The 26,813-nt window shown below is 66.8% G+C and carries 20 protein-coding genes; 9 read left to right on the top strand and 11 right to left on the bottom strand.

What is annotated here, in order from left to right; genetic code table 11:
- Positions 1 to 3: 3 nt before the first annotated feature.
- The 3 genes from AC1DXI_RS12900 to AC1DXI_RS12910 all read right to left on the bottom strand — a co-directional run bounded on the left by AC1DXI_RS12900 (position 4) and on the right by AC1DXI_RS12910 (position 2,520).
- The gene (locus tag AC1DXI_RS12900; protein WP_176803199.1) at positions 4 to 141 is read right to left on the bottom strand and encodes a hypothetical protein; all 138 of its coding nucleotides are present in this window, start codon (positions 139 to 141) and stop codon (positions 4 to 6) included.
- Positions 142 to 194: 53 nt separating this feature from the next.
- A complete protein-coding gene (locus AC1DXI_RS12905; protein WP_018772782.1) occupies positions 195 to 776 on the bottom strand; it encodes a dTMP kinase in 582 nt (193 codons plus the stop codon).
- Positions 777 to 921: 145 nt separating this feature from the next.
- Positions 922 to 2,520 (bottom strand): helix-turn-helix domain-containing protein, encoded by a 1,599-nt coding sequence (locus AC1DXI_RS12910; RefSeq protein WP_476938956.1) that lies wholly within the window; start codon positions 2,518 to 2,520, stop codon positions 922 to 924.
- Positions 2,521 to 2,676: 156 nt separating this feature from the next.
- Between AC1DXI_RS12910 and AC1DXI_RS12915 the strand changes: the two genes are divergently transcribed.
- The 4 genes from AC1DXI_RS12915 (at position 2,677) to AC1DXI_RS12930 (ending at position 8,851) form a co-directional block, all read left to right on the top strand.
- Positions 2,677 to 4,731 (top strand): hydantoinase/oxoprolinase family protein, encoded by a 2,055-nt coding sequence (locus AC1DXI_RS12915; protein WP_476938957.1) that lies wholly within the window; start codon positions 2,677 to 2,679, stop codon positions 4,729 to 4,731.
- Positions 4,732 to 4,733: 2 nt separating this feature from the next.
- Positions 4,734 to 6,740 (top strand): hydantoinase B/oxoprolinase family protein, encoded by a 2,007-nt coding sequence (locus AC1DXI_RS12920; RefSeq protein ID WP_476938958.1) that lies wholly within the window; start codon positions 4,734 to 4,736, stop codon positions 6,738 to 6,740.
- 363 nt (positions 6,741 to 7,103) lie between these two features.
- The gene (locus AC1DXI_RS12925) at positions 7,104 to 8,321 is read left to right on the top strand and encodes a purine-cytosine permease family protein (protein ID WP_476938959.1); all 1,218 of its coding nucleotides are present in this window, start codon (positions 7,104 to 7,106) and stop codon (positions 8,319 to 8,321) included.
- Positions 8,322 to 8,611: 290 nt separating this feature from the next.
- A complete protein-coding gene (locus tag AC1DXI_RS12930; RefSeq protein WP_476938960.1) occupies positions 8,612 to 8,851 on the top strand; it encodes a hypothetical protein in 240 nt (79 codons plus the stop codon).
- A 666-nt stretch (positions 8,852 to 9,517) separates the two neighbouring features.
- On the opposite strand, the gene AC1DXI_RS12935 is transcribed toward AC1DXI_RS12930, so the two are convergent.
- The 3 genes from AC1DXI_RS12935 to AC1DXI_RS12945 are packed head-to-tail and all read right to left on the bottom strand — an operon-like array spanning position 9,518 to position 13,354.
- A complete protein-coding gene (locus AC1DXI_RS12935) occupies positions 9,518 to 10,720 on the bottom strand; it encodes an acyl-CoA dehydrogenase family protein (protein ID WP_476938961.1) in 1,203 nt (400 codons plus the stop codon).
- The gene (locus AC1DXI_RS12940) at positions 10,717 to 11,961 is read right to left on the bottom strand and encodes a CaiB/BaiF CoA transferase family protein (protein ID WP_476938962.1); all 1,245 of its coding nucleotides are present in this window, start codon (positions 11,959 to 11,961) and stop codon (positions 10,717 to 10,719) included. The genes AC1DXI_RS12935 and AC1DXI_RS12940 overlap by 4 nt, the downstream gene beginning before the upstream one ends.
- Before the next feature lie 34 nt (positions 11,962 to 11,995).
- A complete protein-coding gene (locus tag AC1DXI_RS12945) occupies positions 11,996 to 13,354 on the bottom strand; it encodes an aminotransferase class III-fold pyridoxal phosphate-dependent enzyme (protein ID WP_476938963.1) in 1,359 nt (452 codons plus the stop codon).
- 124 nt (positions 13,355 to 13,478) lie between these two features.
- Between AC1DXI_RS12945 and AC1DXI_RS12950 the strand changes: the two genes are divergently transcribed.
- The 4 genes from AC1DXI_RS12950 (at position 13,479) to AC1DXI_RS12965 (ending at position 18,916) form a co-directional block, all read left to right on the top strand.
- The gene (locus AC1DXI_RS12950) at positions 13,479 to 14,933 is read left to right on the top strand and encodes a PucR family transcriptional regulator (RefSeq protein WP_476938964.1); all 1,455 of its coding nucleotides are present in this window, start codon (positions 13,479 to 13,481) and stop codon (positions 14,931 to 14,933) included.
- A gap of 340 nt (positions 14,934 to 15,273) precedes the next feature.
- Positions 15,274 to 16,428, top strand: coding sequence for an alcohol dehydrogenase catalytic domain-containing protein (locus tag AC1DXI_RS12955; RefSeq protein WP_476938965.1), 1,155 nt, complete (start codon positions 15,274 to 15,276; stop codon positions 16,426 to 16,428).
- A 35-nt stretch (positions 16,429 to 16,463) separates the two neighbouring features.
- Positions 16,464 to 17,951 carry a flavin-containing monooxygenase gene (locus AC1DXI_RS12960; protein ID WP_476938966.1) on the top strand — a complete coding sequence of 496 codons (1,488 nt, stop codon included), beginning with the start codon at positions 16,464 to 16,466 and terminating at the stop codon, positions 17,949 to 17,951.
- The gene (locus AC1DXI_RS12965; RefSeq protein ID WP_476938967.1) at positions 17,948 to 18,916 is read left to right on the top strand and encodes an alpha/beta hydrolase; all 969 of its coding nucleotides are present in this window, start codon (positions 17,948 to 17,950) and stop codon (positions 18,914 to 18,916) included. Before AC1DXI_RS12960 ends, AC1DXI_RS12965 begins: the two co-directional genes overlap by 4 nt.
- Positions 18,917 to 18,948: 32 nt before the next feature.
- Here AC1DXI_RS12965 and ligD read toward each other — a convergent pair whose 3' ends face one another.
- Positions 18,949 to 19,974, bottom strand: a complete 1,026-nt coding sequence (gene ligD / locus AC1DXI_RS12970; protein WP_476938968.1) for a non-homologous end-joining DNA ligase — start codon at positions 19,972 to 19,974, stop codon at positions 18,949 to 18,951.
- A 185-nt stretch (positions 19,975 to 20,159) separates the two neighbouring features.
- Here ligD and AC1DXI_RS12975 point away from each other — a divergent pair, with 185 nt between their 5' ends.
- Positions 20,160 to 20,849, top strand: coding sequence for an alpha/beta hydrolase family protein (locus tag AC1DXI_RS12975; protein ID WP_476938969.1), 690 nt, complete (start codon positions 20,160 to 20,162; stop codon positions 20,847 to 20,849).
- Positions 20,850 to 20,859: 10 nt separating this feature from the next.
- Here the strand turns inward: AC1DXI_RS12975 and AC1DXI_RS12980 are convergent, their stop codons facing one another.
- The 4 genes from AC1DXI_RS12980 to AC1DXI_RS12995 form a co-directional block, all read right to left on the bottom strand.
- Positions 20,860 to 22,083: a macrolide family glycosyltransferase gene (locus AC1DXI_RS12980; protein WP_476938970.1), complete on the bottom strand. Its 1,224-nt coding sequence runs from the start codon at positions 22,081 to 22,083 to the stop codon at positions 20,860 to 20,862.
- 166 nt (positions 22,084 to 22,249) lie between these two features.
- The gene (gene hrpB, locus AC1DXI_RS12985) at positions 22,250 to 24,943 is read right to left on the bottom strand and encodes an ATP-dependent helicase HrpB (protein WP_476938971.1); all 2,694 of its coding nucleotides are present in this window, start codon (positions 24,941 to 24,943) and stop codon (positions 22,250 to 22,252) included.
- 124 nt (positions 24,944 to 25,067) lie between these two features.
- On the bottom strand, positions 25,068 to 25,781 hold the full coding sequence (locus AC1DXI_RS12990; RefSeq protein ID WP_476938972.1) for an anti-sigma factor family protein: 714 nt from the start codon (positions 25,779 to 25,781) through the stop codon (positions 25,068 to 25,070).
- On the bottom strand, positions 25,778 to 26,284 hold the full coding sequence (locus tag AC1DXI_RS12995; RefSeq protein ID WP_476938973.1) for a sigma-70 family RNA polymerase sigma factor: 507 nt from the start codon (positions 26,282 to 26,284) through the stop codon (positions 25,778 to 25,780). The genes AC1DXI_RS12990 and AC1DXI_RS12995 overlap by 4 nt, the downstream gene beginning before the upstream one ends.
- Positions 26,285 to 26,813: the final 529 nt, after the last annotated feature.

A 26,813-nucleotide genomic window follows, 5' to 3' on the forward strand; every position in this document is an offset into this window, starting at 1 on the left:
AACTTACCTGGTAGGGGGCGCGGCGTAGGACATGGCGGGTTCCCGGTCGTCGTCGGCGTCGACCCAGGCCGCGAAGTCCTTCAGCGACATGAAGCAGTAGTAGTCGCAATACCGCAGGTTCTTCTTCTCCGACTTGCTCATGCCGGTAATTCGATGCGGGCCCGGCCACGGATGGGCCGGCGGCGGTCAGCACCCTAGCGTTGCCGCCTGCCGGCATCGGCGATGGCGAGCGCCAGTTCGGAGAACACTTCCTCCGGGGTCCCCGACGCAGCCAGTTCGGTGAAGTGCGCGTATTCGGGCAGCGATCGGTAGGCGGCCCGCAACGAGGTGAGCTCTTCGAGCGTTTCCGTGTCCGTGCCGCGTGCCAAGACTCTTCGATGCGCCTGTTCCGGGTCGATCACGAGGTGGAGCACCACATCAGGTTGGGGAAACTTCGTCAGGAGGAAGGGCAGAAGCCGGCCCCGGGGAAGGCCCCTCGCCTGGCGCAGCGCCAGCTGGCAGTGCAGGTGGCGGTCCATGATGACCAGGCCCGGATGCCTGTGCGCCCTGGCGTGGGAAACCACCACGTTCGCGGTGCGGATGGCTGTTTCTACGGCATCCGCCAGCCGCGGATGAAGCTGTATGCCGAACTGTGCGCCCAGCAGCGACATCCGGCGCCGGCCGGCGTAGTTCCGGAGCAGGAGCGCCTTCTTTCCTGCCCGGTGTGCGGCTGCAACCGTTGCCTGTGCGGCGGTTGTTTTTCCCGACCCGTCAATTCCCGTCAAGACAATCAGCAATCCGGCTCCTCCTGGTAGTGGCGGTGTTCGGGCCCGCGACGCAATCCGGCGGCTTTCCCTTACTGTTACCAACGGCAGGGACGGCTGAATCGTCCCCGGCAAACAGGTGATCCTCGCCGCTATGGGAGGAACCGGCGGCCTCGTTCTAGGACTCTCGCGATTCGTCCCTGGCCTGGCTCAAGGCAACTATGTCGTCGTGAAAAGCCAGATAGAGGTTGGCAATTATGCGTGCGCTCGACAGTGACCCGCCTACCAAGCTTTCAACCTTCTTCAAGCGGTAGCGGACAGTGTTCGGGTGCACAAACAACACACTGGCAACCTTCGCGACATCCAGGTCATTCACCAGGTAGCAGATGACCGTCTCCTTCAGGTCGCTGTCGACGTTTAGGGCCTCAACAAACCTGTTGAGCTTGTCCTTGTCCGGCGCAGACTGCCGACGTGCCAGGAGCCATGTGGCGGGGTCCACCTCATCCAGGCGGACGATGCCCCGATACGTTCCGGAGGCGGTGGCCGCTGCGGCCTGGATTTGCCGGCGGGCAATTCCGGCTGCTGCCTCTGCTTCCCGGAAAGCCTCGGGCGTCCTTGCAAGATCGGAATAGGGTTCAGACAGGCCGACGAAAACAGACCCGGCCGTCAGCTCCAGCCAGGCATCCAGAGCCGACGAGTTCGAAACCACCGCATGGAAGCCCGGCGGGCTTTCGGGCGTTCGCCCGTTCTCTGCCAGCAAGAGCCCCAGACCACTGGCTTCGGCCCCTCGCAAAAGGAGTTCGGAAAAGGACGGGTCCACCGGCTCCTCGGCCGGACTTGCCGCGACCACGGCACGCAGGGGCTCGTACGGCGTGAACCGGAAGGCGCGCATCCGCTCCCAGTGCCTGAACTCGCGGGCCATGGGCACACCGTCTTGCAGCATGGTCAGCAACAGCGTGTTTTCGTGCCGTTCTCTTGAATCCGAAAACTGGGCGATCCCATTAACTGCGGCCAGGAGCCGCTGCGCCGTTTCGAGCAGGACGTCTCCGAGATCCTTCAGCACGCGGTGGTTCCTGCTGGCCACGGCCAGGGTGAAGCCCTCGCCGCGCAGCACCAGCGGCCGCGCCATGACCCCCCACTGCCCTATCACGATGGTCCCGGACGCGTTGTTGCCCTCACGCAACTCTTTCCAGATCAGGTGGGTCGGGCCTCCCCCGGAGGCTTCGACGATTCGTCCGGAATTTTCGTAAAGCACCGCTGTACCCCGGCATGCCATGGCGAGTCTGACGATGAGCGCGTGGACGGGGTTCTCAGCGGAAATACTCTGCAGCAGGTCGTTGCTTATCCAGAGTGCCCGCTTCTGCACGTACGCATCAGGAGATGCCTGCGACTGGTTGATGAAGTTCTCTATGCGGTGGAAGGGAACATCGTGCGCCACGGTATACAGCGGGAATCCGGCTTGTTTGCAGGCCGCGACCAGCTTGGCGGGCACTTGGTCAAAGTAGACTCCAACACCGAAGAAAAGGGCCGCCACGCGCGCTTTCCGCAGATCTTCGACGAGTTTCACGGGCAGCAGTTCATCCCGTTCGGCGTTGACAAACCTCAGCCCGGTGGTCAGCAGGACGGTGTTCGGCTCGAGCCACGCAGCCGGATTGTGGATGTCACTTGTGTGGGCTCCCAATACGATGGCAGCCGGGTTGCCCGGAACGAGAGGGGTCAGGCCCAACGGCGCTTCGGCTACCACGTCGTGAAGAGTGACCGGGGTCCTGTCGGGCATTGTTCCTCCTGGCTGCAGGGGAAGGGAGGCCTTGGCGGACGACCGATTGTAAATCTGACAAAGGTCCCTGCTCCATAATTTTAGTTCCTCCAGTGACAGAGACCCACGTCACAGGGAAAGTTGTTGGTACCCAATCAGCATCCTGGAGGAACTTAGATGTCCAACCTTAGAGTCGCCGTCGACGTCGGGGGTACGTTTACTGACGTTTGTATTTTCGACGAAGAAACCCATCGCATGCGTGTCACAAAGGTCCCGTCGACACCTGCTGACCCCATGTTGGCGATATTGAGCGGCGTGGAACGCGCCGAGATCAACCTCGAGGACGTGTCGCTCTTCTCCCACGGCACCACGGTGGCAACGAACGCCCTCATCACCCGCAACTTTCCCCCCGCAGCCATGGTCACGACCAAGGGGTTCAGGGACGTCATCGAGATCCGGGACGGTACGAAGGACGACCTTTGGGACGCCTACAACGACGTAAGCGGCCCCTACATCCGCCGACGGGACAGGTTCGAGGTGACCGAGCGTACTGACTACGCCGGCAGCATCGTCACTCCCCTGGACGAAGGGGAAGCCCGCCGCCTGGCCGCGGTGCTCCGCAAGCGCGGCGTCACCACCATCGCCGTCTGCTTCATCAACTCCTACGCCAACGCCGAGCACGAAATCCAGATGCGCAAAATCCTGGAAGAGGAGCTTCCGGAGGCAACAGTTTCCACCTCGTCCGAGATCCTGCCCGAAATCTTCGAGCACGACCGCTTCAACACCGCCGTCTCCAACGCCGTGCTGGGCCCCCTGGTGTCCGGCTACGTCAGCCGCCTCGCCGATGAGCTCAAAAGCGGTGGCTACGACGGCGACCTGCTGCTCCTGCACTCCGGCGGCGGTTCCATGACACCCCGCATGGTCAAGCGGTACCCGGTGCGCCTCGCGGCATCCGGCATCGCGGCCGGAGCCATCGCTGCGAAGCACATCGCCCAGCAGTGTGGCTTCGAAAACGCCGTGAGCCTGGACATGGGCGGCACGTCTACGGACATTGCCCTGGTCTCCGACGGTGAGCTCCGCATCACCAAGGAATGGCAGGTGGAATACGGCCACCCCATCGTCTTCCCCAGTATCGAGGTCCTCACCATCGGCGCCGGCGGCGGCTCGATTGCGCATATTGACATTGCCGGTTCGCTTCGCAACGGCCCGCAGTCCGCGGGTGCCGATCCGGGACCCGCCTGCTACGACATGGGCGGCGAAGAGCCGACCAACTGCGACGCCAACGTTGTCCTGAACAGGCTCGGATCCACCCTGGCCGGCGGCGCGAAGACGCTGGACCGCGGACTCTCCCAGGCCGCAATCAAGCGTGTCATCGCTGAACCGCTGGACATGAACGAAGCGGAGGCGGCCCACGCCATCCTCCAGGTCGCGAACGCCAACATGGCCGACGCCGTTCGCCTGATCTCTATCCGCCGCGGTTACGATCCCCGTGACTTCGCGCTGATCGCCTTCGGCGGCGCCGGCGCCCTGCACGGCGCAGAGGTGGCCAGGGAACTGAACATTCCCACCGTCGTCGTACCGCCCAGCCCCGGCGTCACGTCCGCGCTGGGCTGCCTCCTGGTGGACATCAGGCACGACCTGTCCGCGATGTATACGGCCGTTGCCGCCGACGCCGATCCGGAAGACCTGGAGAGCAAGTACAGGTCCCTCGAAACGGAAGCCACGGCCCGGCTGCGCCACGAAGGCGTGTCCGAGGAGAATTCGATCCTGCAGCGGATCATCTCCATGCGCTACCAGGGACAATGGCGTTCGCTGGCCGTGAATATGGGAACCGGTGCCGGCGCTCTGGAAGACGCCATCCAGAGCTTCCACCAGCAGCACGAACGCGAGTTTGCTTTCCGGCAGGACGACCAGCCCGTGGAGATCTACCAGCTGCAGCTGTCCGCCATCGGCAAGACACCCAAGCCCTCCTTCGCCCCGGCGACGGAATGGGTCTCCGAGCCCGGCGAGCCCGATTCGGTCCGGCCGGTGTACTTCGGCAACGACGGCTGGGTTGATACGCCCGTCTACGACCGCACCAAGCTCGGCGCCGGCGCGACCTTCGAGGGCCCCGCCATCATCGACCAGCTTGACTCCACGACCGTCGTGCCCCCGCGCACCACCGCCGAGATCGACGAGTGGCTCAACATCCGGATCCACCTCACAGAGTTCAAAGACGAGCAGGAAGCCTAACCATGACCGACGTGATCACCATGCCAGATCTCCATGTCGCGCACTCCGATGCCCGGCTGGCATCAGGCCTAGACCCCGTGACGTTCGAGGTGCTGAAAAACGCCTTCGTCACCAGCGTCGACCTGATGAGCGAGCAGATTCTCCGGACTTGCTACTCCTTCGTCATCTACTCACGCGACTTCTCTTCCGCCCTGTGTGATGCCAACGGAAACACCGTCATGCAGGGCAGCGGCGATATTGCCGTCCACGTCGGTACCCTGCACTTCCAGTGCAAGGCTGTCATTGACGAATTCAAGGACGACATCCATGACGGCGACGTGTTCGCCATCAACGACCCCTACCGGGGCGGCACGCACTTCAATGACGTCAGCTTCATCCGGCCGATCTTCTCCGACGGCGAGGTGATCGCCTTCGCCCAGAACAAGGGCCACTGGGCCGACATCGGCGGGAACGTTCCGGGTTCATTCGATGTCAACGCCAAGGAGCACTTCGGCGAAGGCCTGCGGATCACTCCCGTGCGGATCTGGAGCAAGGGTGTCTTCCTTCACGACGTCGCCCAACTCCTGGTCTCCAACACCCGGGCACCGCGCCAGGCGATGGGTGACCTCCAGGCCCAGTCGGAGGCTACCGCGGTGTGCGAGCGTGAAGTCCTTCGCCTGGTGGAAAAGTACTCCAAGTCGACGGTTGTCGCCGCGATGCAGGAAACCCAGGACTACGTGGAACGGATCGTCCTGCGCCGCCTGGAATCCCTGCCGGAGGGAGTGTGGGAGACCACCGATTACATCGACTTCGATCCCGGCAAGGGCGAGGGCCTGGTGCCCATCAAGATCAAGCTGACGCTGGACGGCAAGGGCATCCACTATGACCTGACCGGTTCCGCGCCCGCCGTCGAAACCTTCCTTAACTCCGGTTACGGCACCACCTACTCGGCCATCTACGCCGGCACCAAGACGTTCTTCCCCGACGTTCCGTTGAACTCCGGCTTCTATGCCGCCGTCGATGCGGAAATCGGGCCGGAGGGCACCGTGGTCAATGCCGGCTGGCCCTTTGCGGTCACCGGCTTCTGCTCCGGTCCGTACGAAAAGCTGATGAACGGGATCTTCGAGCTGTGGTCGCAGATCATGCCCGAGCGCGCCATGGCCTGTGCGTTCAACCTCGAGTACCTCCTGGTGGGTGGCCGCGACGGCCGCACCGACGATAACCCCTACTTCATGTGGTACGACTGGATGGCCGGCGGCTGGGGTGGCCGAGCCTCCAAGGACGGGGCCAGCGCCACTGCCCCGGTCTTCGGCCCAGGCCTGGCGGTCCAGCCCATCGAAGGCCAGGAACGGCTGTCGCCGGTCCTGACCACCGTGCACCAGATTGGCACCGACTCCGGCGGCCCGGGCAGGTTCCGCGGCGGCCTCGGCATCGAAAAGGGCGGCACCTTGGTCGACGCGACGAAGACCGTGATGAGCTACTGCTGCGACCGTGCCCGCTCCATTACCTGGGGCATCGAAGGCGGCCTGCCCTCCATCCCGCACGGGGTCTGGATGAACAAGGGCACCGATCAGGAAAAGTTCCTCGGGTCCAACTTCTCAGCCGTTCCGTTGCAATCCGGGGACTCGTTCACCCGCCCGTCCGCGGGTGGGGGCGGCTACGGCGATCCCCTGGACCGGCCCTTCGACGAAGTCCTCGAAGACGTCATCGACGACTACGTGTCGATCGAACGGGCAGCGAAGGACTACGGCGTCATCATCCGCGAAATCGACCGCGAACTCGACCAGTTCGAGATCGATGAAGCGGCCAGCACCTTGTTGCGCCAGCAGATCCGCGCCGACCGTCCCGTATGGCTGACCGCCGATCCGGTCGCAGTGGCGGAGAAGTACCGCGCCGGAGCGGTGGACATGCTCGACGTGATCCGCCGCCACGGCGTCATCCTGGACTGGGGCACCGGGGAACTGTTCCCGGAAACCACCGCGGAGTTCCGCAAGAGCATGAAGAAGCGTTCCTCGTCCCACTGGCACTGAACGCATTCTGACTAACACCGGGCCCGCCGGCGCTGATCGCGGCGACGGGCCCCAGCCTCTCATTGCCCGGAAATCGCGACTGATCCGTGACCACGGCGAAGGAAACAGCACAGGTCGGCAGGAATGAACCCCGGATCGAACCCCTAGGCAGTGCCGGGTTCCGCTCCTCTCGAACGACCGAAGGCAAAGCGTCCCCTCCCTAGCTTCTTCAATGATGTGAAAGGTGCGAAATTGTCGTACTCGAACTATGTCCTGCCGGCCAGCATGCGTACCGGAAGATGGTCCCTCACGATGGCTTGGTGGGCGGTCTTCTCCGCGATATTCTGGATCTACATAGCTGTGGCTTCAGCAGGCGCCGTCGGCGTGACCAACACCCTGATTGGCATGGCTCTTACCGTTGTCACGTACGGTGCAATCAACACGGTGCTCTCGCGCTATGCGGCGCGGACAGGGCTCACCGTCAGCCTCTTCTCCCGGACACTGTTCGGGCTGGTCGGTTCCGCCCTGGCATCGCTGATCTTCGCAGCCACTGCCATTTACTACGCGGTGTTCGAAGGATCCATCATTGCCGTGGCGTTCCACGAGTACTTCGGTGGAAGCATGGTGGTTTGGTACGGCATCGTGGTGCTGTACGCCATTCCCCTGGCCCTGGGGGGCGTGCAGTACTGGCTGGACAAACTCAACGGTGTCCTGCTCCCGCTCTATGTTGCTGGACTGGTTGCCGTGGTCATCGCCGCCACCCTCATCCGGGGCGTACCGACGGACTGGATTGGCCAGGCAGCCGCCTCGTCGGCGCTCCCGGGCTGGCTGACGTCGTATCTGATCTACATGGGCGTCTACATTATGATGATGTACACCTTTGACTACGCCAGGCTGGGACGCAAACGGGACGAAAAATTCCTGGGAACAGTGACATTCGGCTGGGTTTTCTACGCATTCACGTTCGGGCTGAACGGGCTGGTTGGCATCTACATCATGAGCGCATGGCGAATTGAAGCCTCGGAGACCGGGGTCGTCCAGGCGTTCATCTCTTCCCTTGGACTTGTCGGCCTGCTCGTCATCCTCATTTCCCAGACCCGCATCAACACGGCAAACTACTTCCTCGCATCAGAAAACCTTTCGGCATTTGCCAGCCGGGTATTTAGGCTCGAACTGCCCCGCTTTGTCTGGGTGATCGTCTGCGGGGCACTGGCCTTCTTGCTCATGCTCACGGATGTTCTGAGTTACCTTCTCAAGGCCCTGGCCTGGCAAGGCGTCTTTGTCACCGCCTGGGTTGCCGTCGCACTGGTCTTTACCGGCATGAATTGGAATAAGCAGGACCGTGTTCCTGATATCCGGCCAGCCAGTCTCAAGGCGGTCAGCCCCGGAGCAATCGCTTGGGTTTTCGCTTCGGCGGTCGGAATTGCCCTCACGGAACAAACTATGTGGCCGGTCGTGTCACAGCTGACGCCCCTGATCACCATGGCGTTGGCCGCGGGCGTCTACTACGGCGCCTATAAGATCTCGCCGCCGCGTCTGATCAGCGCCGCAGAGACTATTGAGCCAACCGAGGAAGAGTTGGATCCTGCCATCACGCATTAGGCCAATCGCAGGGAATATCGCCAGCTCATGCAGCCGAACTCCACCGGACAACGTCGTCCGGTGGAGTTCGGCATTTGCCCCCGCTACTGCTTGGACCTCCGGGCGAAGACCATCGCCAGATAAGGGCGCGAATGCCGCCTTGTACGCAGAGTGGCAGACTATGATCGGGCGCAAGAATAACCGCACTTTGCACCTCTGGATCGGGGAGCGCCTTTCTGGATAACGGCAACGCCTTTACTGTTGCATTCCCCGAAACGGGGAAATACAGGACTGCCAGCACCATATCGGGCGTGTTCTTCTTCCTCTACTGGATCCTGTGGGGTGTCGCCTGGTTCGGGCCAGCAGAACTTCCGGATTTGCCGTTGGTCATCGTCGGGGCAGTCTCTTTTTGGCTCTACTTAGGGTTTTCCATCTATGCGACACGGAAGCTGAAAGAGCTTGATCCCATCATCAATCGCCGATTCGCAGCAGAGTTCGATTCGCAGCAGAGTTCACAGCGCACACCGCCGATGACTTCCCCCCGGACGTAGACATCTTGATGGTCAAGCGGTCAGTAGCCGTCCGAAGGGATGACGGATCTGTCTTCGTCTGGGGCGTAAAACAGTCGAAGGATGCCTTCACCGTATTTCCGATGCCCTGAGGCCAGACGGTATGCCAAACGAACGCCCGCAGGAGAATCCCATCCGACCGCAGGTGCCTCTTCATCTGTCATAGCGCCAATGCCCGGCGAGTCGTGCGGTGGGGGCCATTCTGGCCGTCCTGCCGGGCAGGGATACGGATGCCGTGCCGCTCCGAAGGCAAAACGCTTGCCGCCGGCTGCACCTCGCCATTTTGATCGAAGAAGCCGGGCAGTCCGGCGTCGACGACGGGCGTCCAACGAGACCGATCGGCCGAAACGGTCTGGGTAGGCACGGCGCAGGTTGTCACAGATATGCCGCTGTACCGAGGGGCCGATGTAGCCGATGAGGCTTAGGGGTGTCATGGGCAGGACCCACGGTGCAAGAGAACGGTCCACGGCGACCGGGTCGCCGCCCGGCCCCGACGACGCCAAAGGATTCGATCCTTTTTGGCGTGGCCGGGGAACCGGCCGTTACCGGCTAAGGGTCAGCAGTATGTGAAAGAGGTTGTGACATCTGGTCCTGTTTCCGGCCGTAGGAGACCGTGCGCGTCACAGCGGGGCGTGACGGCCGCTGCGTTCAGCGGAAGGCCCCTGTGCCTGTGAGCTTCTGTCCGAGAATGAGGGTATGGACTTCGTCGGTGCCTTCGTAGGTGCGCACCGATTCGAGGTTGTTGGCGTGGCGCAGGGGCGAGTGTTCGAGAGTGATCCCGTTGCCGCCCAGGATCGTACGGGCTTCGCGGCAGATCTCGATCGCCTCGCGGCAGTTGTTGAGCTTGCCCACGCTGATCTGGTGGGGCTGCAGTTTGCCCGCGTCCTTGAGGCGGCCCAGGTGCAGGGCCAGGAGAAATCCCTTGTTGATCTCCAAAGCCATGTTCACGAGCTTCTGCTGGGTGAGCTGGTACCCCGCGAGCGGGCGGCCGAACTGAAGGCGACCCATGGAGTACGTCAGGGCGTCCTCGAAGGCATCGCGTGCCGCACCCATCGTGCCCCAGGCAATGCCGTAGCGCGCCTCGTTGAGGCACGCGAACGGGCCCCGGAGACCGGTGACGTTGGGCAGGACTGCCCCGGCGGGGAGGCGCACGTCGTTCAGCGTGATCTCGCACTGGATCGAGGCGCGCATCGAGAGTTTCTGCTGGATCGGCGTAGCCGTGAAACCCGGGGTTTCCGTCGGGACGACGAAGCCACGCACGCCGTCGTCGGTCTGGGCCCAAATCACGGCCACCTGCGCCACGTTCGCCAGCCCGATCCAGCGCTTGGTGCCGTTCAGGACCCAGTCTCCGCCGTCGCGGCGGGCGAACGTGGTCATGGATGATGGGTCGGAGCCGGCGGTTGGCTCAGTGAGCCCGAAACAGCCGATCGCCCTGCCGGCGGCCATTTGTGGCAGCCACTCCAGTTTTTGCTCCTCGGAACCATGCTTGGCGATGGCGGACATCGCGAGGGAACCCTGGACGGAGACGAAGGTGCGGATGCCGGAGTCGCCGGCCTCGAGTTCGGCGGCGGCGATCCCGTAGCCGACGGCCGTGCCGCCGGCGCAGCCGAACCCTTTCAGGTGCATTCCGAGCAGGCCCAGTTCGGCGAGGTCGGGCACGATTTCGAGCGGGAACCGGGCCTCGTCGTACCATTTGGCGATGTTCGGTTTGATTTCCTGCCGGACGTACGTCCGGATCCGGTCACGGAGGGCGAGCTCTTCGGCGCTGAGGAGGGTGTCGAAGGAGATGAGGTCCGAGGGGTCCACGGCAGCGGCTGCCTCGAGGTCGGCGGAACTGGGGGCAAGAGTCATGGGGTGGTCCTTCCTGGGCCTGAGTGACCGGGGGCATGGGCGGGGCTTTGAGGGGTGCAGAGGGTGGTCGTGCTTTTCGGGTGCCGCAGCCAGTCCAGTACGTCTTCGGTGTGCTCCCCGAGCGCGGGCGGCGCCTGGGTCCGCGGCGGCAGCGCCGGCGTCCAGGTGATGGGGTGGCGGATCTGGCGTCCGATGACTGAACCGCCGCCGTCGTGCACTTCGATGGTCGGCGCCAGACCCAATGACTCCGCGAAGGCAATTCCTTCCCCGATGCTGGCTACGCGCCCGGCTGGCACGCCCGCCGCGACCAGGGTGTCCTGCCATGCCTCCGCCCGTGCACCGGCGAGCCCGGACTCAAGCAGCGGAATGAGCTCGCGGCGGTGCCGGACGCGGAGCGAGTTGGTCACGAAGCGCGGGTCCGCTGCAAGCTCCGGCACGCCGATGGCTTTGCAGAGCCGCGCGAACTGCGCGTCGTTGCCCACAGCTACGGCCAGGGGGGTGTCGGCCGTGGCCAGGAGCTGGTAGGGGACGATGGAGGGATGATCGTTGCCCATTCGTTGAGGCACGACGCCGGCCCCCAAATACGCTTGTCCCTGATTGGCCAGGGCGCCCTGGAGGCTGGAGAGCAGGTTGACCTCGATCCTGCGGCCCCGTCCTGTGTAAGCACGCTCGGAAAGGGCCGCGAGGATGCCGATCGTCGCGTCCTTCGCCGTCAGGACATCGACCAGCGCGACCCCCACTTTGTAGGGGTCGCCCTCCGGGTCGCCTGTAATGCTCATGAGGCCGCCGAGCGCCTGGACGATGAAGTCGTACCCGGGAAGATCCCGGCCGTCGGTGGAGCCGAAGCCCGAGATCGACGCGTACACGAGTCCCGGGTTCTCGTCCGTGAGCGACTCATAGCCGAGCCCGAGTTTGTCGAGCCCGCCGGGCTTGAAGTTCTCGACAAGAACGTCTGCGCGGCGCGCGAGTTCCCGGGCCAGCTCGAGGTCATCGGGGTCGGTCAGGTCCAGAGTGATCGATTCCTTGTTCCGATTGACGCCCTCGAAGTAGGTTGCCCCCGTTGGCGAGGACGGCGGAGACCACTGGCGGGTGTCATCCCCGGTTCCCGGGCGTTCGACTTTGATGACACGGGCCCCGAGATCGGCCAGAGTCATGGTCGCCAGCGGCCCGGCGAGCACGCGGGAAAAGTCCGCGACGAGGATTCCCTCGAGGGGCGCGCTGGGCGGGGCCTCGGACCTCATGGCCGGCCTCGGTCGGGCCACATTGCAGGAACACTCATGACAGCACCGAGCGAATGGATGCCTCCAGCACGGCCAGGCCCTCATCGAGGACGTCGGCCTCGATCCCAAGCGGTGGAAGCAGGCGGATCACATTTCCGTTTGTCCCGCAGGTGAGGGTGATGACGCCGTGGGCGTTGGCTGCCTTGGCGGCGGCGGCGGCCAGGTCCCCGCGGGGTCCTGAGCCGTCGCGGAACTCGATTGCCATCATGGCGCCGCGGCCGCGCACGTCGGCGACGCCCTCCAGTGCCACCAGGGGCTCCAAGCGCCGACGAACTGCGGCCTCGATGCGACCAGCATTCTCCAGCAGGGTGCCCTCGCCGAGGATTTCAAATACCGCCAGGGCGGCCTCGCAGGCCACCGGATTGCCGGCGTAGGTGCCGCCGAGACCGCCGGTGTGAACGGCGTTCATGAGCTCGGCGCGCCCGGTAGCGGCCGAAAGCGGCAGGCCTGCACCGAGGGCCTTCGCGGTCAGGGTGATGTCCCCGGCGATGCCCTCGTGCTCGGAAGCAAACAGCTTCCCGGTGCGGCCCATGCCGGTCTGGATCTCGTCGATGACCAGGACGATTCCGTGGCGCGTCGCGATCTCCCGGAGCCCGGCGAGGAAGCCGGGGGCGTGGACGATGAAGCCGCCCTCGCCCTGGATCGGTTCGATGACCATCGCTGCGAAAGTTTCCTGCCCGTGCTCGGCAAGAAGCGCCTCGACCTGCGTGAGGGCTTCGCCGGGTCCATCAGGGGTGGCGTGCGCGGGCGCCGTCGGGCCCCGGAAGACGGAACCCGGGAGCGGACCGAAGTTGAGCCTGTACGGGTTTTCCTTAGCCGTCATGGCCATCGTGAGCTGGGTGCGGCCGTGATAGGCGTCATCGAAGACGAGGATGTTCGAACGCCGGGTTGCGGCGCGGGCGATCTTGACCGCGTTTTCGACCGCCTCCGCGCCGGTAGTGAACAGGGCGGTCCGCTTCTCGAAGTCGCCGGGCGTGTGCTCGTTGAGCCACCGGCAAACGTCCACGAAGGACGCATATTCGGTGACCATGAAGCAGGTGTGGGTGAAACGCTCGAGCTGGGCGGCGGCGCGCCTGGCCACCCGCGGGTTGGCCGCGCCGACGCTCGTCACGGCGATGCCGGAGGCGAAGTCGATCAGGTGATTGCCGTCAACGTCCACGAGAAGCGCATTCAGCGCGTGGTCGATGAACACGGGCATGGTGATGCCGAACGCGTCCGTGACCTGCCGGCGGCGTTCCGCTTCCAGGTCCCGGGAACGCGGGCCGGGGAGCTCGGTGAGCAGGCGTCGGGCCGTGGCTGCGACGCTGGCCGGATCATCGGCCCGGGCGGGGGCGATTTCTCGGGTGGCGGTCATGGGTCCTCCTCGTGTGTTTGAATCCACGATAGGGACGGCGCAACCCATTGTCTTTGGATGATCCATCCCAATTGAGGAGACGAGAAGCCGGATTGCACAAAGGCGCGTGCCCTATGATCTATGCATGATCACCCTCGCGCGGCTCGTCGAGGCTGCCAAGCCTGACCTGGTGCCCTTCTGGCCGATCCCGCTCCCCCGCGTTGAGCTCACGGGCGTACATGTGTCCGAGCTGGAGGATCCGACGGTGTTCCTCTACGGCGGCGAACTGCTCCTGACCGTGGGGTTGCAGCTCGGCGGCCTCAACGGTGACGCACGGGCGGACGCGGCCCGAAATTACGTACGGCGGCTCGTCGACGGCGGCGTTGCTGCCCTGGGACTGGGCCTGGGTTCGGGCCACGCCATGGTGCCCGACGAGCTGCGGGCGGCGTGCGTGGAATCGGGCCTTCCCCTTCTGACAGTTCCCCGGGAATCCCCCTTCCTGGCCGTGTCGCGGGCCTACTGGGAGCTGGTCAGGCAAGGTGGCGAGGCCGAACTCACCGCCCTGCTGGGACTTCAGGTGGCGCTCACCCGTGCCGCCGCCGACGAGGACGCCGAGCCCGAGATCGTGCGTGAACTTTCCCGCGCCCTCGGCACCTGGGTTGCCTACCTTCCCGAAGGGGAGGGACCGCCGTCGTCTGCTGCCAGCGGCGGAGAACTGCCAGCCGGACTGCTGGCGGAACTGGCCCGCGAGGCTGCCCGGCTGCGGACCGCGCGCCGCGGCGCGACCGGCAATATCCAACTGGCATCCGGCACGGCTTCCCTCTATCCGGTATCGGACGGCCCGGCGATGTCCGGCTACCTTGCGTTGGGCCGAAGCGGGCAACTTGCGGCTGCAGAACGGCACCTGTTCCTGACCGCGTCCACGCTCCTTGCGGCGCGGGCGGCAGGACAGCGCCGCGCGGCGGCTGAACGGCGCCGCGCCGAAGGGATGCTGGCGGCGCTCGTCCTGGAGGGCCATGATGACGCCGCGCGCCTCCTTGCGACGCAGATGGGCTCCGAACCACTGCCCGAGACGGCGTTTGTCGCAGTGCTCCCGGACGCTGAGCAGATGGCGGCGCAGCCGCTTCCGGCCGGACTCGTGCTGGAACGGTCCGGTGTTCTGTTCGTGCTCCAGGCAGCATCGAGCCCCTACCCGCAGCTGCCAAAGGGTGCCCGCGGAGCGTGGGGCGGCCCGATGCCGCTTCGGCGCCTGCACGAAATCGCGGCCCAAGCCGCCGAGGTTGCCAAGTCGGCCCCTCCCGGACAGCTCATCCGCGTCGGCCACGGACTCGATCTTCCGGCCGACAAATGGGTGGACGAGCTGGTCGCGCACCCGGGCCACCTTTTCGAGACCGTGCGCGCGTACTTGGCCCACCGCGGGCAATGGGAGGCCGCCGGGCGCGAACTCGGGGTGCACCGGAACTCGGTGCGCTACAGGATTGCCCAGGCCAGGGAACTCCTCGGGGTAGACCTCGATGATCCCGACGTCGCAGCCCAGCTCTGGTTGGCCCTCAGGGGCCGGACCCAGGCACCGCGCAACGAGGCACCGCGCAAGGAATAGCAGCCTCGGCGCCCCGGGCCAATCGTTGGACCCTTCGGCCGATCTCCCAGACGACCAGGGATTCTCCCTGCCCGGTTCCGGCGAGCGACGTTTTGGCGAATCGTACAAAGAAAAGGCGAACTCCTGACGTTCTGCCCCGTGACTGGCGTTGTCCGGCCGCCTACTCTCAATGGACAGTCCGTAGTCGGGGGGAACGATCTCCCACTGGGACGAAAGCACCCTTTGAGGAGGAACGATGAGAACAGCCCAACCCGCCACCCGAACTCCCCGGTGCGCGCCGTTCGCTCTCCAGGAACCGGCCCCCTCCACAGCTGCAATGCCTGATGTGGAGGAGGCAACCGTGACGATCGAAGACACAAGCCGAACCGCGCTCACAGCCAGCCGCACCAGGACCATCCGTGGAGCGGTGCTTGAATCCATCGGGGCGGACCGGCCCTATACGGACTCACGGCCCATCCAGGTGCAGGACCTTGAGCTGGACGGACCGGGACACGGTGAGATCCTGGTCCGCATAGAGGCCGCCGGGGTCTGTCATTCCGACCTGTCCGTAGTCAACGGAAACCGGCCGCGGCCGGTTCCGATGCTGCTCGGTCATGAAGCCGCCGGCATCGTGGAGGAATTGGGCACAGGCGTCGATGACATCCCGCTCGGCCAACGCGTCGTCATGACCTTCCTCCCCCGGTGCGGCGAATGCGCGGGATGTCAGTCCAACGGCAGGACGCCGTGCGGGCACGGCAGTGCGTCCAACACTGAAGGCACGCTGCTCGGTGGCACCCGGAGGCTTTCCAGGGCCGGAGAGCCCGTGCACCACCACCTCGGAGTCTCCGCATTCGCCACGCACGCCGTGGTGTCCCGCCGCTCCGTTGTGCCCGTCGACTCGGACGTGCCGGCGCATATCGCAGCGCTGCTCGGCTGTGCCCTGCTCACCGGCGGCGGAGCGATCCTCAACGTCGCCAAGCCCGGCCCCTCCGCCAGGGTGGCCGTTGTAGGGCTCGGTGGCGTAGGCATGGCCGCGCTCATCACCGCCGTCGCCACCGGCGTCGAATACGTGGTTGGCATCGACACGCTGCCAGCCAAGCTGGACGCCGCCAATAGACTCGGCGCCGCTGACGCCATGACCTTTGCGACTGCGCTGGAACGAGGCGAGAAGTTCGACGCTGTCATTGAAGCGGCAGGACACCCCCGCGCCCTGGAAGCTGCCATCGCCCTCACAAAGCCCGGTGGCATCACCGTGACCGTGGGACTGCCGGCCCCGGGCCAGCCTGCCTCGATCGACCCGCTCGCCCTGACGGCCGAGGGGAGGTCGATCGTCGGCAGCTACCTCGGCTCGGCCGTTCCGGAACACGACATTCCGATCTACGCAGAGCTCTGGCGCTCCGGGCAACTGGCCGTTGAGGGACTTGTCTCGGACACCATCGCGCTCGAAGAGATCAACCGCGCCATGGACACCCTCGACGGCGGCCACGCCCTCCGCCAGATCATCACGTTTTCCTGATCTACCTAATATTCCACCACTGAGGAGAGACCTTCATGTCATCCACCAACGACCACATTTACAGTGCCATCGTCATCGGCGCCGGCTTCGGCGGATTGGGCCAGGGCGCCCAGTTCGTCCAGGACGGCATCGACGACTTCCTGATCCTGGAGCGCGGCAGCGACGTCGGAGGTGTGTGGCGGGAGAACACCTACCCCGGCGCCGCATGTGACACCCAGGCACTCGTATACTGCTACAGCTATTTCCTGAACCTGAAGGTTTCCCGGATGTTTGCCGGCCAGGAGGAACTCCAGGGCTACCTGCGTTCCCTGGTCGAGGAATTCGGACTCGGCAAACACATCCGCTTCGGCCAGAACATCCTGGCTTCTGAATGGGACCAGGACCGCCGCCTCTGGTCAGTCCAGACCGACGACGGCTCCCAGTTCCTGACCCGTTCCCTGGTCGCCGCATGGGGACAGCTGAACGACCCGAACATCCCCGTCTTCCCCGGCTCCGACAAATTCGAGGGCGCGGCATTCCACTCGTCCACGTGGCGGCACGATCTTGATCTCACCGGCAAACGGGTCGCTTCCATCGGTTCGGCCGCAACCGCGGTCCAATACGTGCCCGAGGTCGCGAAAATCGCCGCGAACCTGACGGTGTTCCAGCGTTCAGCCAACTACGTCCTCCCCCGGGACCAGTACGTCTTTACGAAGGAGGAGAGTGCGAACTTCCTGGCGAACCCGGACACCTACCGCCAGCAGCGCCAGGAAATCCATGAGTTCCGCGAAGCCGGATTCGAGCGGACGCGCCGCCACACGGCAGCCTCAGAGGAAGGTGTCCAGCTCGCCCGCCAGCATCTCGAAACCCAGGTCTCCGATCCCGCACTGCGGGACAAGCTCACTCCCGACTACGACTTCGGCTGCAAGCGCATTCTGCGGAGCGACGATTTCTACCCTGCCCTCACCCGCGACAACGTGGAACTGGTGACGGAGGCCATCACGGAGTTCACCCGCGCTGGCATCCGAACGGCCGACGGCGTCGAGCACGAGTTCGATGTGATCATCTACGCCACCGGGTTCAAGAGCCATGCGTTCCAGGGATCGATGCGCGTGGCGGGACGAGGCGGACTCCGCCTGGACGAGCGGTGGGGCACCGCCCCGGAGGCGTACCTCGGCATCACGGTCGACAACTTCCCCAACCTCTTCCTGGTCTACGGACCGAACACCAACCTGAACCACAACTCCGTGGTGTCCATGCTGGAAGCCCAGCACCGCTACATCTCACAGGCCGTCGAGTACATCGCTGCCGACGAGTCGCGGATTCTCGAGGTGGACCGCGGTGTGCTGGATATGTTCAACAAGCGCGTTCAGGACGAGCTTGGACAGTCGGCCTTCTCCTCCGACTGCTCCTCCTGGTACAAGAACGAGGAGGGCCGCGTTATCAACAACTGGTCCGGAACGGTCGAGGAATACCGGGCAAGCACCCGTGAGTTCGAACTTGACGACTACCTCCAACTGGCAGACGCCGGGCCCGTGAAATGACCCAGCCAGACCTGTTCAGCGGAAGGCCGGTCGCCGCGGACGCCGCGGAGGTTCTGGAGAAGTTCCGGGCCTCCGGCGGCCGTCCGTTTCACACCTACCCGGTCCATGAAGTTCGTGAACTCTATGAGCGCGGGTGTGCGTCGAACGGGCTGAGCGGAGATGCTCTTTCTTCCGTTTCCGACTTCACCGTGGACGACTTCCAGACGCGGGTTTATGACCCGCGGGTCTCCTCCGGCCCCACCCCCGTGGTGCTGTTTTTCCACGGCGGGGGGTGGGTCATGGGGAGTCTGTCCACGCATGACGGGCTCTGCCGGCGGCTGGCTGCCCTGACAGGTCTGCCGGTCGTGGCGGTGGACTACCGGCTTGCCCCGGAGCATCCGTATCCCGCGGCAATCGAGGATAGCCGGGCCGCGTTGGACTGGCTGTTCACGGCGGGTCGGGTTCACGGACTGGACGTAACCGAGGCTGTTCTGGTCGGCGATAGTGCAGGAGGTCAGCTGGCGGCGGTGCTGGCAATCGAGAACGCCGGGATGGCTGACCCGCTGCCGGTCGCGGCGCAGGTCCTCATCTATCCGATGGTGGATCTGACCATGTCCTCGCCGTCATATGCCCGCGTCACTGAGGGTTTCCCCTTGGTAGCGGAGACGATCGCATGGTTCGCGGACCTGTACCTTCCGGAGGCCGTGGACCGTGCGGCGCCTGACATCAGCCCGGCGTTCGCCAGTTTGCCTGCACGGCTTCCGCCGGCCTTCGTCATCACAGTGGACAACGATCCGCTGGTTGATGAGGGTGCCGGCTACGCCGCCGCCCTGGCGCGGGCCGGAGCAGAGGTGCGGTACCAGCACCTCCCGGGGTACGCGCACGGCCTTCTTACCTCAGCCGGCCGCATCGGCCGCGGAGCACAAATCGTCGAGGAAATCGCGGCCTTCATCCGCAACAACAGACTGGAGTCGGCTCCGGCGTAGGGACCACCCCGGCCCAGGCCGGACCGGCAGCCTCAGCCGCTGTTGCGCGCCCGGCTGGGCTGCACCCGCGGCGGTTCCCCGGGCATCTTCGGAAAGTCCGGCGGGAACGGCAGCTCCCCCAGCCCGGCTTCGAGGTCCCTGTTCCACCATTCCAGCAGGAGATCGACGGAGCCCGCGCCGCCCGCGTGCATTTCCTCCCACGGATCGCCGGAGGCTTTGAGCCGCTCCGGCACGGTGGTGATCGTGAAGGCAGCCGGGTCGACGGACCCGAGCTCTTCCCAACGGATCGGGCACGACACCGTCGCGTTGGCGAGTGCCCGCGGGCTGTAGGCCCCCGCGATCGTGCGGTCGCGGTTCGCCTGGTTGAAGTCGACGAAGATGCGGGCGCCGCGTTCCTCTTTCCACCATGCCGTGGTGACCTGCTCGGGCATGCGACGCTCGAGTTCGCGGGCCGCCGCGATGACGGCGTGCCGCACGTCCAGGAACTCCCGGGTCGGCTCGATCGGGGCAAAGACGTGGAGCCCGCGGTTCCCCGAGGTCTTGATGAAGGTCTCCAGTCCGGCCTCCGCGAGGACGCGCCGCAGCTCCCGTGCGACCGGAACGGCCTCGGCGAACCCGGTCCCGGGCTGCGGGTCGAGGTCGATCCGCAACTCGTCCGGATAATCCGGCTTGCCGGCCCGGGAAGCCCAGGGGTGGAAGACCACCGTATTCATCTGCACCGCCCACACCGCGGCGGCGATTTCGTCAATGACCAGCTGGGGATGCGTGCGTCCGCTGGGATAGACGACGTCGACCGCGCGGATGAAATCCGGGGCACCCTTGGGCGGGTTCTTGGAGAAGAACTGCTCGCCGTCCACCGTGTCCTTGAACCGCTGGAGCGTCACCGGCCGGTCCCCGTTCGCGGCCAGGAAGGCGTCCCCGACGTCCACCATGTACCGGGCCAGGTCCAGCTTGGTCAGCCCCGGGCCGGGCCAGACGACCCTCGCCGGGCTCGACACCCGCAACTCCCGGTCGCCGTGCGGACCGCTGACAGTGAGGTGGACTTCTTCCTTGGCCATGGGGACAACCTACCCCGGCGGCGTAGACAGTTGAAGAGCGCAACGGACCCGGCGGGCGGACAGCGGCGAACCGGGGTGCGGCGTCGCCCTCCCTATGAGGACGGCCCTGTTACGGACGGCCCTGCAATTGAGGCCCGACGCGGCGCCGTGCAGCGGAACGGCCGTCCACCCGGCATGATGGACGCATGACAACGCCCGAGTTCCCGATCACCCTTGAGGTCGGCGACGCCACAGTGTCGGGCGTCTTTGCCGGCCCCGCGGACTCCTTCGCAACCCTGGTTGTTGCCCACGGCGCCGGGGCGGGGATGGACCATCCGTTCCTTGTGGGCTTCACCCGCGCCCTGAACGAACTCGGCGTCGCCACCCTGCGTTTCAACTTCCCCTACCGCGAGGCAGGACGAAAATTCCCGGACCGGCCGCCGGCTGCCATCGCCACCTGGCGGGCGGCCATGGACGCCGCCGCGTCCCGTTCCGCCGGCCGGCCATTGTGGGCCGCCGGGAAGTCGTTCGGCGGACGCATGGCCTCAATGGCCGTCGCGGAAGGCATGCCAGCCGCGGGGTTGGTCTATCTGGGCTACCCGCTGCACCCGCCCGGGAAACCGGAAAAGCTCCGCGACGAGCACCTCTACGGGCTGACGCTGCCGATGCTCTTCCTGCAGGGCACGCGCGATACGTTCGCCACCCCGGAACTGTTGGAGTCCGTGGCGGCCAAAATCGGGCCGTCCGCGACCGTGGAGTGGCGCGAGGGTGGCGACCACTCCTTTGCAGTTGCCGGCGCGAAGCGCAGTGCCGACGCAGCGGGGGCATCGCTCGCGGCGACGGTCGCCGATTTCCTGAAGGCACACGGCGAAAATCCCGCGGCCGCGCTCCCCTAAACGAGCTGGCCTAACCCACGTCGCCGAACCGGCCCGCCCCGTGGTGCACGCGCGCCTCGATGGCGTCGGCGGCGGCCACGGCACCTCCCGCGTTGCGGACAACCTCGCTCATCGCGGCCAGGTTCCGCCGGACCTGCGGGTCGGTGTGGACGGCGGTGACCGCGGCCCGGAGCGCGTCGGGCCCGACGTCCTCTGCCGCAAGGTGCCGGCCAAGACCCAGTTCTTCCAGCCGGCGGGCGGTGGCCGCCTGCTCCGGCTGCTGCGGCACGGCCACCAGCGGGACGGCGAAATACAGCGCTTCCATGGTCGAATTCATGCCCGCGTGGGTGATGAAGACGTCGGTCTGGCGCAGTACCTGCAACTGCGGGAAGAACGGCCGGACCCGGACGTTCGGCGCAATTGGGCCAAGATCGGCCGGCCTGGTCTGGTCCCCGACGGCCATCGCGACGTCCCACGCGCTTCCGCCGAAGGCGTCAAGACACATCCGGAAGAAGTCCGGGCGGCGGTTCAGCGGTGTTGTGCCCAGCGAAATGAACAGCAGCGGCCCGGTCCCCTCACGTTCCCATTCGCCGTCGCTGTCCCTGCCGCCGACGCTGGGACCCACAAACCGGAACCTGTCATCGAAGGTCGCCCCCATGGGCTGGAATTCCCGGGGAAGGAACACGATGTTGAACGGCGCAGGCGGACCGTCGAACATCCGCGGTGTCCGCACGCCCTGACCGGCCGCGAACTCCGCCAGCAATCGGCCCATGGCCAGCGCAACCTTGGCCATCTCATCGGCGCCGTCCGGTGGTGGGGCAGGCATCAGCGATCTCAGCGAGAAGTGCTCGTTGGTGGCATAGGTGGGCATCAGGGCAATGGCCGGGGCGCCGATCTTTTCCGCGGCCATGCTGCCGCTGAGCGTCATCGCGTCAAAGCAGACGGCGTCCGGCGGGTCGCGGCGGAGTTGATCGACCAGCGCCGGAAAGCTGGCTCTGAGGTCCTCGAACACGCGGTTCATGATCGGCAACATCAGGTGCGCCTGCGCCCCCTGCCCGGGCCCGAGGGCGGGCATCGACGCCATCCAGTTCCCGCCGGAAGCGTGAAAGTCCGCGCCGGCGTTGCGGATCATCGGTCCGAAGTCGGCGGAGGTGAAGTATGTGACCCTGTGCCCCCGGCCCACGAGCTCCGCCACCAGCGGCAGGGTCGGGTTCACGTGTCCGTAGGCGGGAATGGAGACGAACGCAAGGTGCATGGCCATCACTCTTCATCGCGTGGCTGAGTTCCTGTTTGACCGGCCTGGTTGACCGGCCTGTTTGCCTGGCGTCCCGCGGGCCAGGAGGCCCGCCGGCGTCGTGCTCCTTCATCATGCCCCTGTTGCCCGGGCGGCGCGAGTGGTCAGCCGGCAGCGGGTCCCGGGGTCAGTTCCGCGGCTTGGTCCGGGCTGTCGCGGGCGCGGTCCACGGGTCTTCAGGCCACGGATGCCGGGGATAACGGCCGCGCATTTCGGCCCGGACCTGCGCGTAGGGGCCGGACCAGAACGATGCGAGATCGTCTGTCACGGCCAGGGGCCGGCGGGCCGGCGAGAGCAGGTGGAACAGCACCGGCACGCGCCCATCTGCCAGCCGCGGCGTCTCGGCCCAGCCAAAGCACTCCTGCAGCTTGACGGCCACTACCGGCCGGCCGGTGGCGTCTGCCGCGTCCGGGTAGTCGATCCGGATCCGGGATCCGCTGGGGACCGCCAGCGACTCGGGTGCCAGTTCGCCCAGCCGGGCCGCCTCGGGCCACGGCAGCAGGCGGCTCAGCGGGCCGGCGAGGTCGATCCCGCCTGTGGATGCCCCGCCGGCCAGCGCCGCGAGTTCCGGGGCCAGCCAGTCCTCGAGCCGGGCCAGCAGCGCCGGTTCGGAAACGTCGGGCCATGCTCCGCCCAGCTCCCGGTGCAGCAGGGCAAGACGGCGGCGCAGGCCGTCCGCCGCGCTCGACCATCCGATGGTCGCCAGCCCCTCACTGGCCAGGGCGCGGGCCACAGCTGCGCGGCCCTCTTCCGCAGGAGGCCGTACCGGGGTGGACGAGAGCACGATCGCGCCCAAGCGGCGCTCCCGCCGGGCCGAGACGCGGCCCTGGCTAAACCGCGCCTGCAGCGTGTCGCTCAGGAGATTGCCGGCGGCGGCCTCTGCGGTGTCCGCCGTCAGGGGCGCCGCAGAGCGAATGACGGCGCCGGTCCCCGCGGCGTCGCGCCCTTGCGCGCGGGACACTTCGGCCACGCCCAGCCATTCGTGCCCGGACAGGGGGCTGCCGGCCGGCAACCCCGCCCGCGTTCCGGACGTGAGCAGGTATTGTGCGGGCCCCTCGCCCGGAACGCGGCGCGCCACCCGGTCCGGGAAAGCCAGGGCGACGACGAAGCCGATCGCCTCCGCGTCACCAACGGTCCCGGCGGGCGCAGCCGGCGTGGCGCGGGGTGATTCCCCGGGCCCGACGCCGGTGGATTCCTGCCGGGCGATCGACTCCATCCGCCGGACGTCCTCCGCCCAGCGCCGGGAACCGGGATCCCGGCCCGTCCGCAGCGCGGCAACCAGGCGGGTGAGGTCTGCGCCCGGGGCGCGCTGGTCCCCTGAGACCAGAGCGACGGCCTCGGCCGCCGTGCGGTGGCCCACCGTCGCGGCGCCGTCCAGCAGGGCCCGGGCCAGCCGGGGGTCCGTCGGGACCCGGGCCAGGACCTTGCCCAGTTCGGTTGCGTGACCGTCCGGGGCGACGGCGCCGAGTTCCCGCAGCACTTCGACGGCCTCGTCCATCGCGGCCCGGGGCGGCGCGTCGGGCAGTGCCAGTCCCCTGCCGCCGGGGGACCCCCAGCACGCGAGGATCAGGGCGGCACCGGTGAGGTCAGCCGCCGCGATTTCCGGCGTCGGGTGTGCTGGGGCGGCGCCAAAGGCCCTCTGGTCGTAGCAGCGGATCACCGTGCCCGGGCCCTGGCGTGCGGCACGGCCGGCGCGCTGGTCCGCGGACGCCCGGGAGCAGGACACCGTCACGAGGCCGGACATTCCGCGGCCGGCGTCGCGTCGCGGCTCGCGGGACAGCCCGGAATCGATGACCAGCCGGACGCCCGGGACGGTGAGGGAGGATTCGGCGAGTGAGGTGGAAACGATGATCCGGGCAGCCCCGCCGGGCTCACGCCCGGAGACGGCGCGGTCCTGCTCCGCGGGCCTGGCCTGGCCGTGGAGTTCCAGGACCTCGGCGCTGCTCCGGCCGCGGAGCCGCGCGGCAATGTACGAGACCTCCCACGCGCCGGGAACGAACACCAGGGCGTCCAGGTCCCGTCCGGCGGCCAGCGCGGCGGCGTGCCCGGCCGCTGCCGTGTCGGCCACATGGTCCAGGAAGGCCCGGGCCACGCCCCGTTCGTCCAGCCGCGGCACCGACGCGGGGGCCCATTCCACGTCCAGCGGGAACAGCGCGGACGGACAGTCGATGACCGGCGCCGGGGCGCCGCCGTCGTCGTTTCCGGCCGCCGACTCACCGATCCGTGCTTCTCCAATCAACGCGGCGAAACGGGGCGCGTCGAGCGTGGCCGACATGGCGACGACGGCGAGGTCGCCGCGCAACTGGCGGACTTCGGTGAGCATGCCAACGAGGAGGTCGGTCTCCAACCCGCGTTCGTGGACCTCGTCGAGGATCACGGCATCCGTGCCCTCGAGCCCCGGGTCCGCGAGGAGGCGGCGCAGCAGGATGCCGGGCGTGACGAACTCGATCACGGTTCCCGGGCCCATCTGGCGTTCCCCGCGGACCGTGTAGCCCACACGGTCGCCGAGCCGGGTGCCGTCCAGGGCGGCCAGGCGCCGGGCGGCCGCACGGGCAGCGACGCGGCGCGGCTGGGTGACCACGATCCGCGGACGGCCGCCCCGCCCGCCCGCAACGAGGTTGGCCAGCAGCGGCGGCACCAGCGTCGTCTTGCCTGTGCCCGGAGGCGCCTGCACCACCGCGGACGCCCCGGCACCTCCGGCCCGCAATGCCGTCGCGAGGGCCCCCAGCGATTCCGCAAAAGTCAGGCCCGCCCCGATGACGCCGAGGTCGAAGAGGCCCTTGGAGCAGGCGGGGTCCAGGGGTACGGTCGCGGAAGTCACGCCTCCATTGTCCCTGCAATAGAGTCCTGGCCATCCATTCGGGGCTGCGCCGCTGAACCGCCCGCCGGCGCCCTTGCCTGCGCGTGCACGGGTCCGGCCGGCGTCCGCCGTATGTGTGCCGGCGCTACGGGTGCGCAGCCAGCAGCGTCTTGCCGCTCGCGACGGCACGGATTTCAACGCTGCGGATATCGGCCGTCGGGACAACCGTGGTGGCCGTCGGCGTCGCCACCGTCCCCGGCGTTGCCGTCCAGGTGGCCACCTGGGTCGTGGCACCGCGGGAGTCGACCACCACCAATCCGTACTCCTCCGGCGTGCCGGGACCGGGTGAAGCGTACTCGGCCGGGGACGGCGTGTAGGTGCACTTCCAGTCGATCTGCGTTCCCCACGGCTGCGTGGTCAGGGATCCGGTGGCCACCAGGGCGCCGCCGGCTACCGGGGTGAAGTTCAGGGCCGTTGCTGATGCGGCCTGTATCTGGGCGGCCGGTGGCGGGGAGGGCGTGACCTGAACGTAAACCGCGCCTGCGGCGGCAGCGGCGCCCAGCATGATCCCGGCGGCGGCCAGGCGGGTGCGCCGGCGCCCGCGCTGGACCTTGTTCGCCAGCCCGGGCTGCAACGTCGGCGTCGGCCGTTCGCCGTCAGTCCGCCCGAGGGACTGGGCTTCCTCGGGTGAGAGTGCGGCCAGCAGTGACGGCAGTCCGGCAAGTTCGGCGACGGCGGCCCTGCAGCCCGCGCAGCCGGACAGGTGCTCCTCGAACTCGTGCCGCTCGGAGGAGACGAGGGATCCGAGCACGTACGCGGCATCCCAGCGGCGGTATTCATCGGTTCCGTTCTGGTTCATGGCGTCACGCCTCCCTCCTGCAGGGCCAGCCGCATCGCCCTCAGCGCGTAGTGCAGGCGCGACTTCACTGTGCCCTCGGCCAGATGAAGATTTTGCGCGATCTCGGCCGTTGTCTCTCGCAAATAGTACGAATGAACGACAACGGCCCTGTGCTCGGCGGACAGCCCGGCGAGCGCATCCGAGACAAGCCACCCGTCCAGGATCCTGTCGACCCGGTCCGCCTCCGGAATCTCAGGCAACTGGTCGGTCCCCGTTTCGTGCCGGCGGCGGGCGCTGCGACGGTCATCGATAACCAGGTTGCGGGCAACTGTGTAAAGCCAGGCCCGCACCGCCGTCTCCGGGCGCTGCAGAATCGCCGGGTGTTTCCATGCGCGGATCAGCGTCTCCTGTACGACGTCATCCGCCAGGGTGCTGTCGCGTGTCATTTTCATGACGAACCGCCATAGCGCCGGGCCGTAAGCCTCCTGCAGCGATCGCAGTAACTCGGCCTCCTGATCGGACATTTCAACCTCCTTGGAGGTAGGACGACGCCGGCCGGTGAACAGTTCACTTGCGACCGGCTGCCGGTAAGTGCCGGGCCCGCGTTGAACCTGCAGGCAGCCGGAACCGTTGTAGGGACAGCCCGGCTGCCCTGGCCGGCCATCCCTGAGGAGAGCACAATGAAGATTCTTCGCCCGGCGACTGCCGCCGCGGCGTTGGGCACCATCCTGCTGCTGGGGGCCTGCTTCGCCGGGCACACAGCACTGCCGGCACCGGCACCCTACACAGTCCCATCCGTTCCTGCGACGGGGAGCCCCTCGCCATCGCCCAAGGACCCCGCAAGCAACCCGGCTCCGCCACGGACCGTCGCGCCGCCCGCTGTGCCGGCTCCGCCACGGCCCGCTGTGCCGCGCGCTCCGGCGCCCGTGATGCGGCCGCCGGCGCCCGCCCCGCGGCGCGTCGTTCCACCGGCGCCGCGGCCCATGGTTGTACCGCCCGCCCGGGTACCTGCCGGAAACGATCATGATGCCGACAACAACGGAGGACCGGACG

The sequence above is a fragment of the Arthrobacter sp. P1_H7 genome (assembly GCF_056405215.1).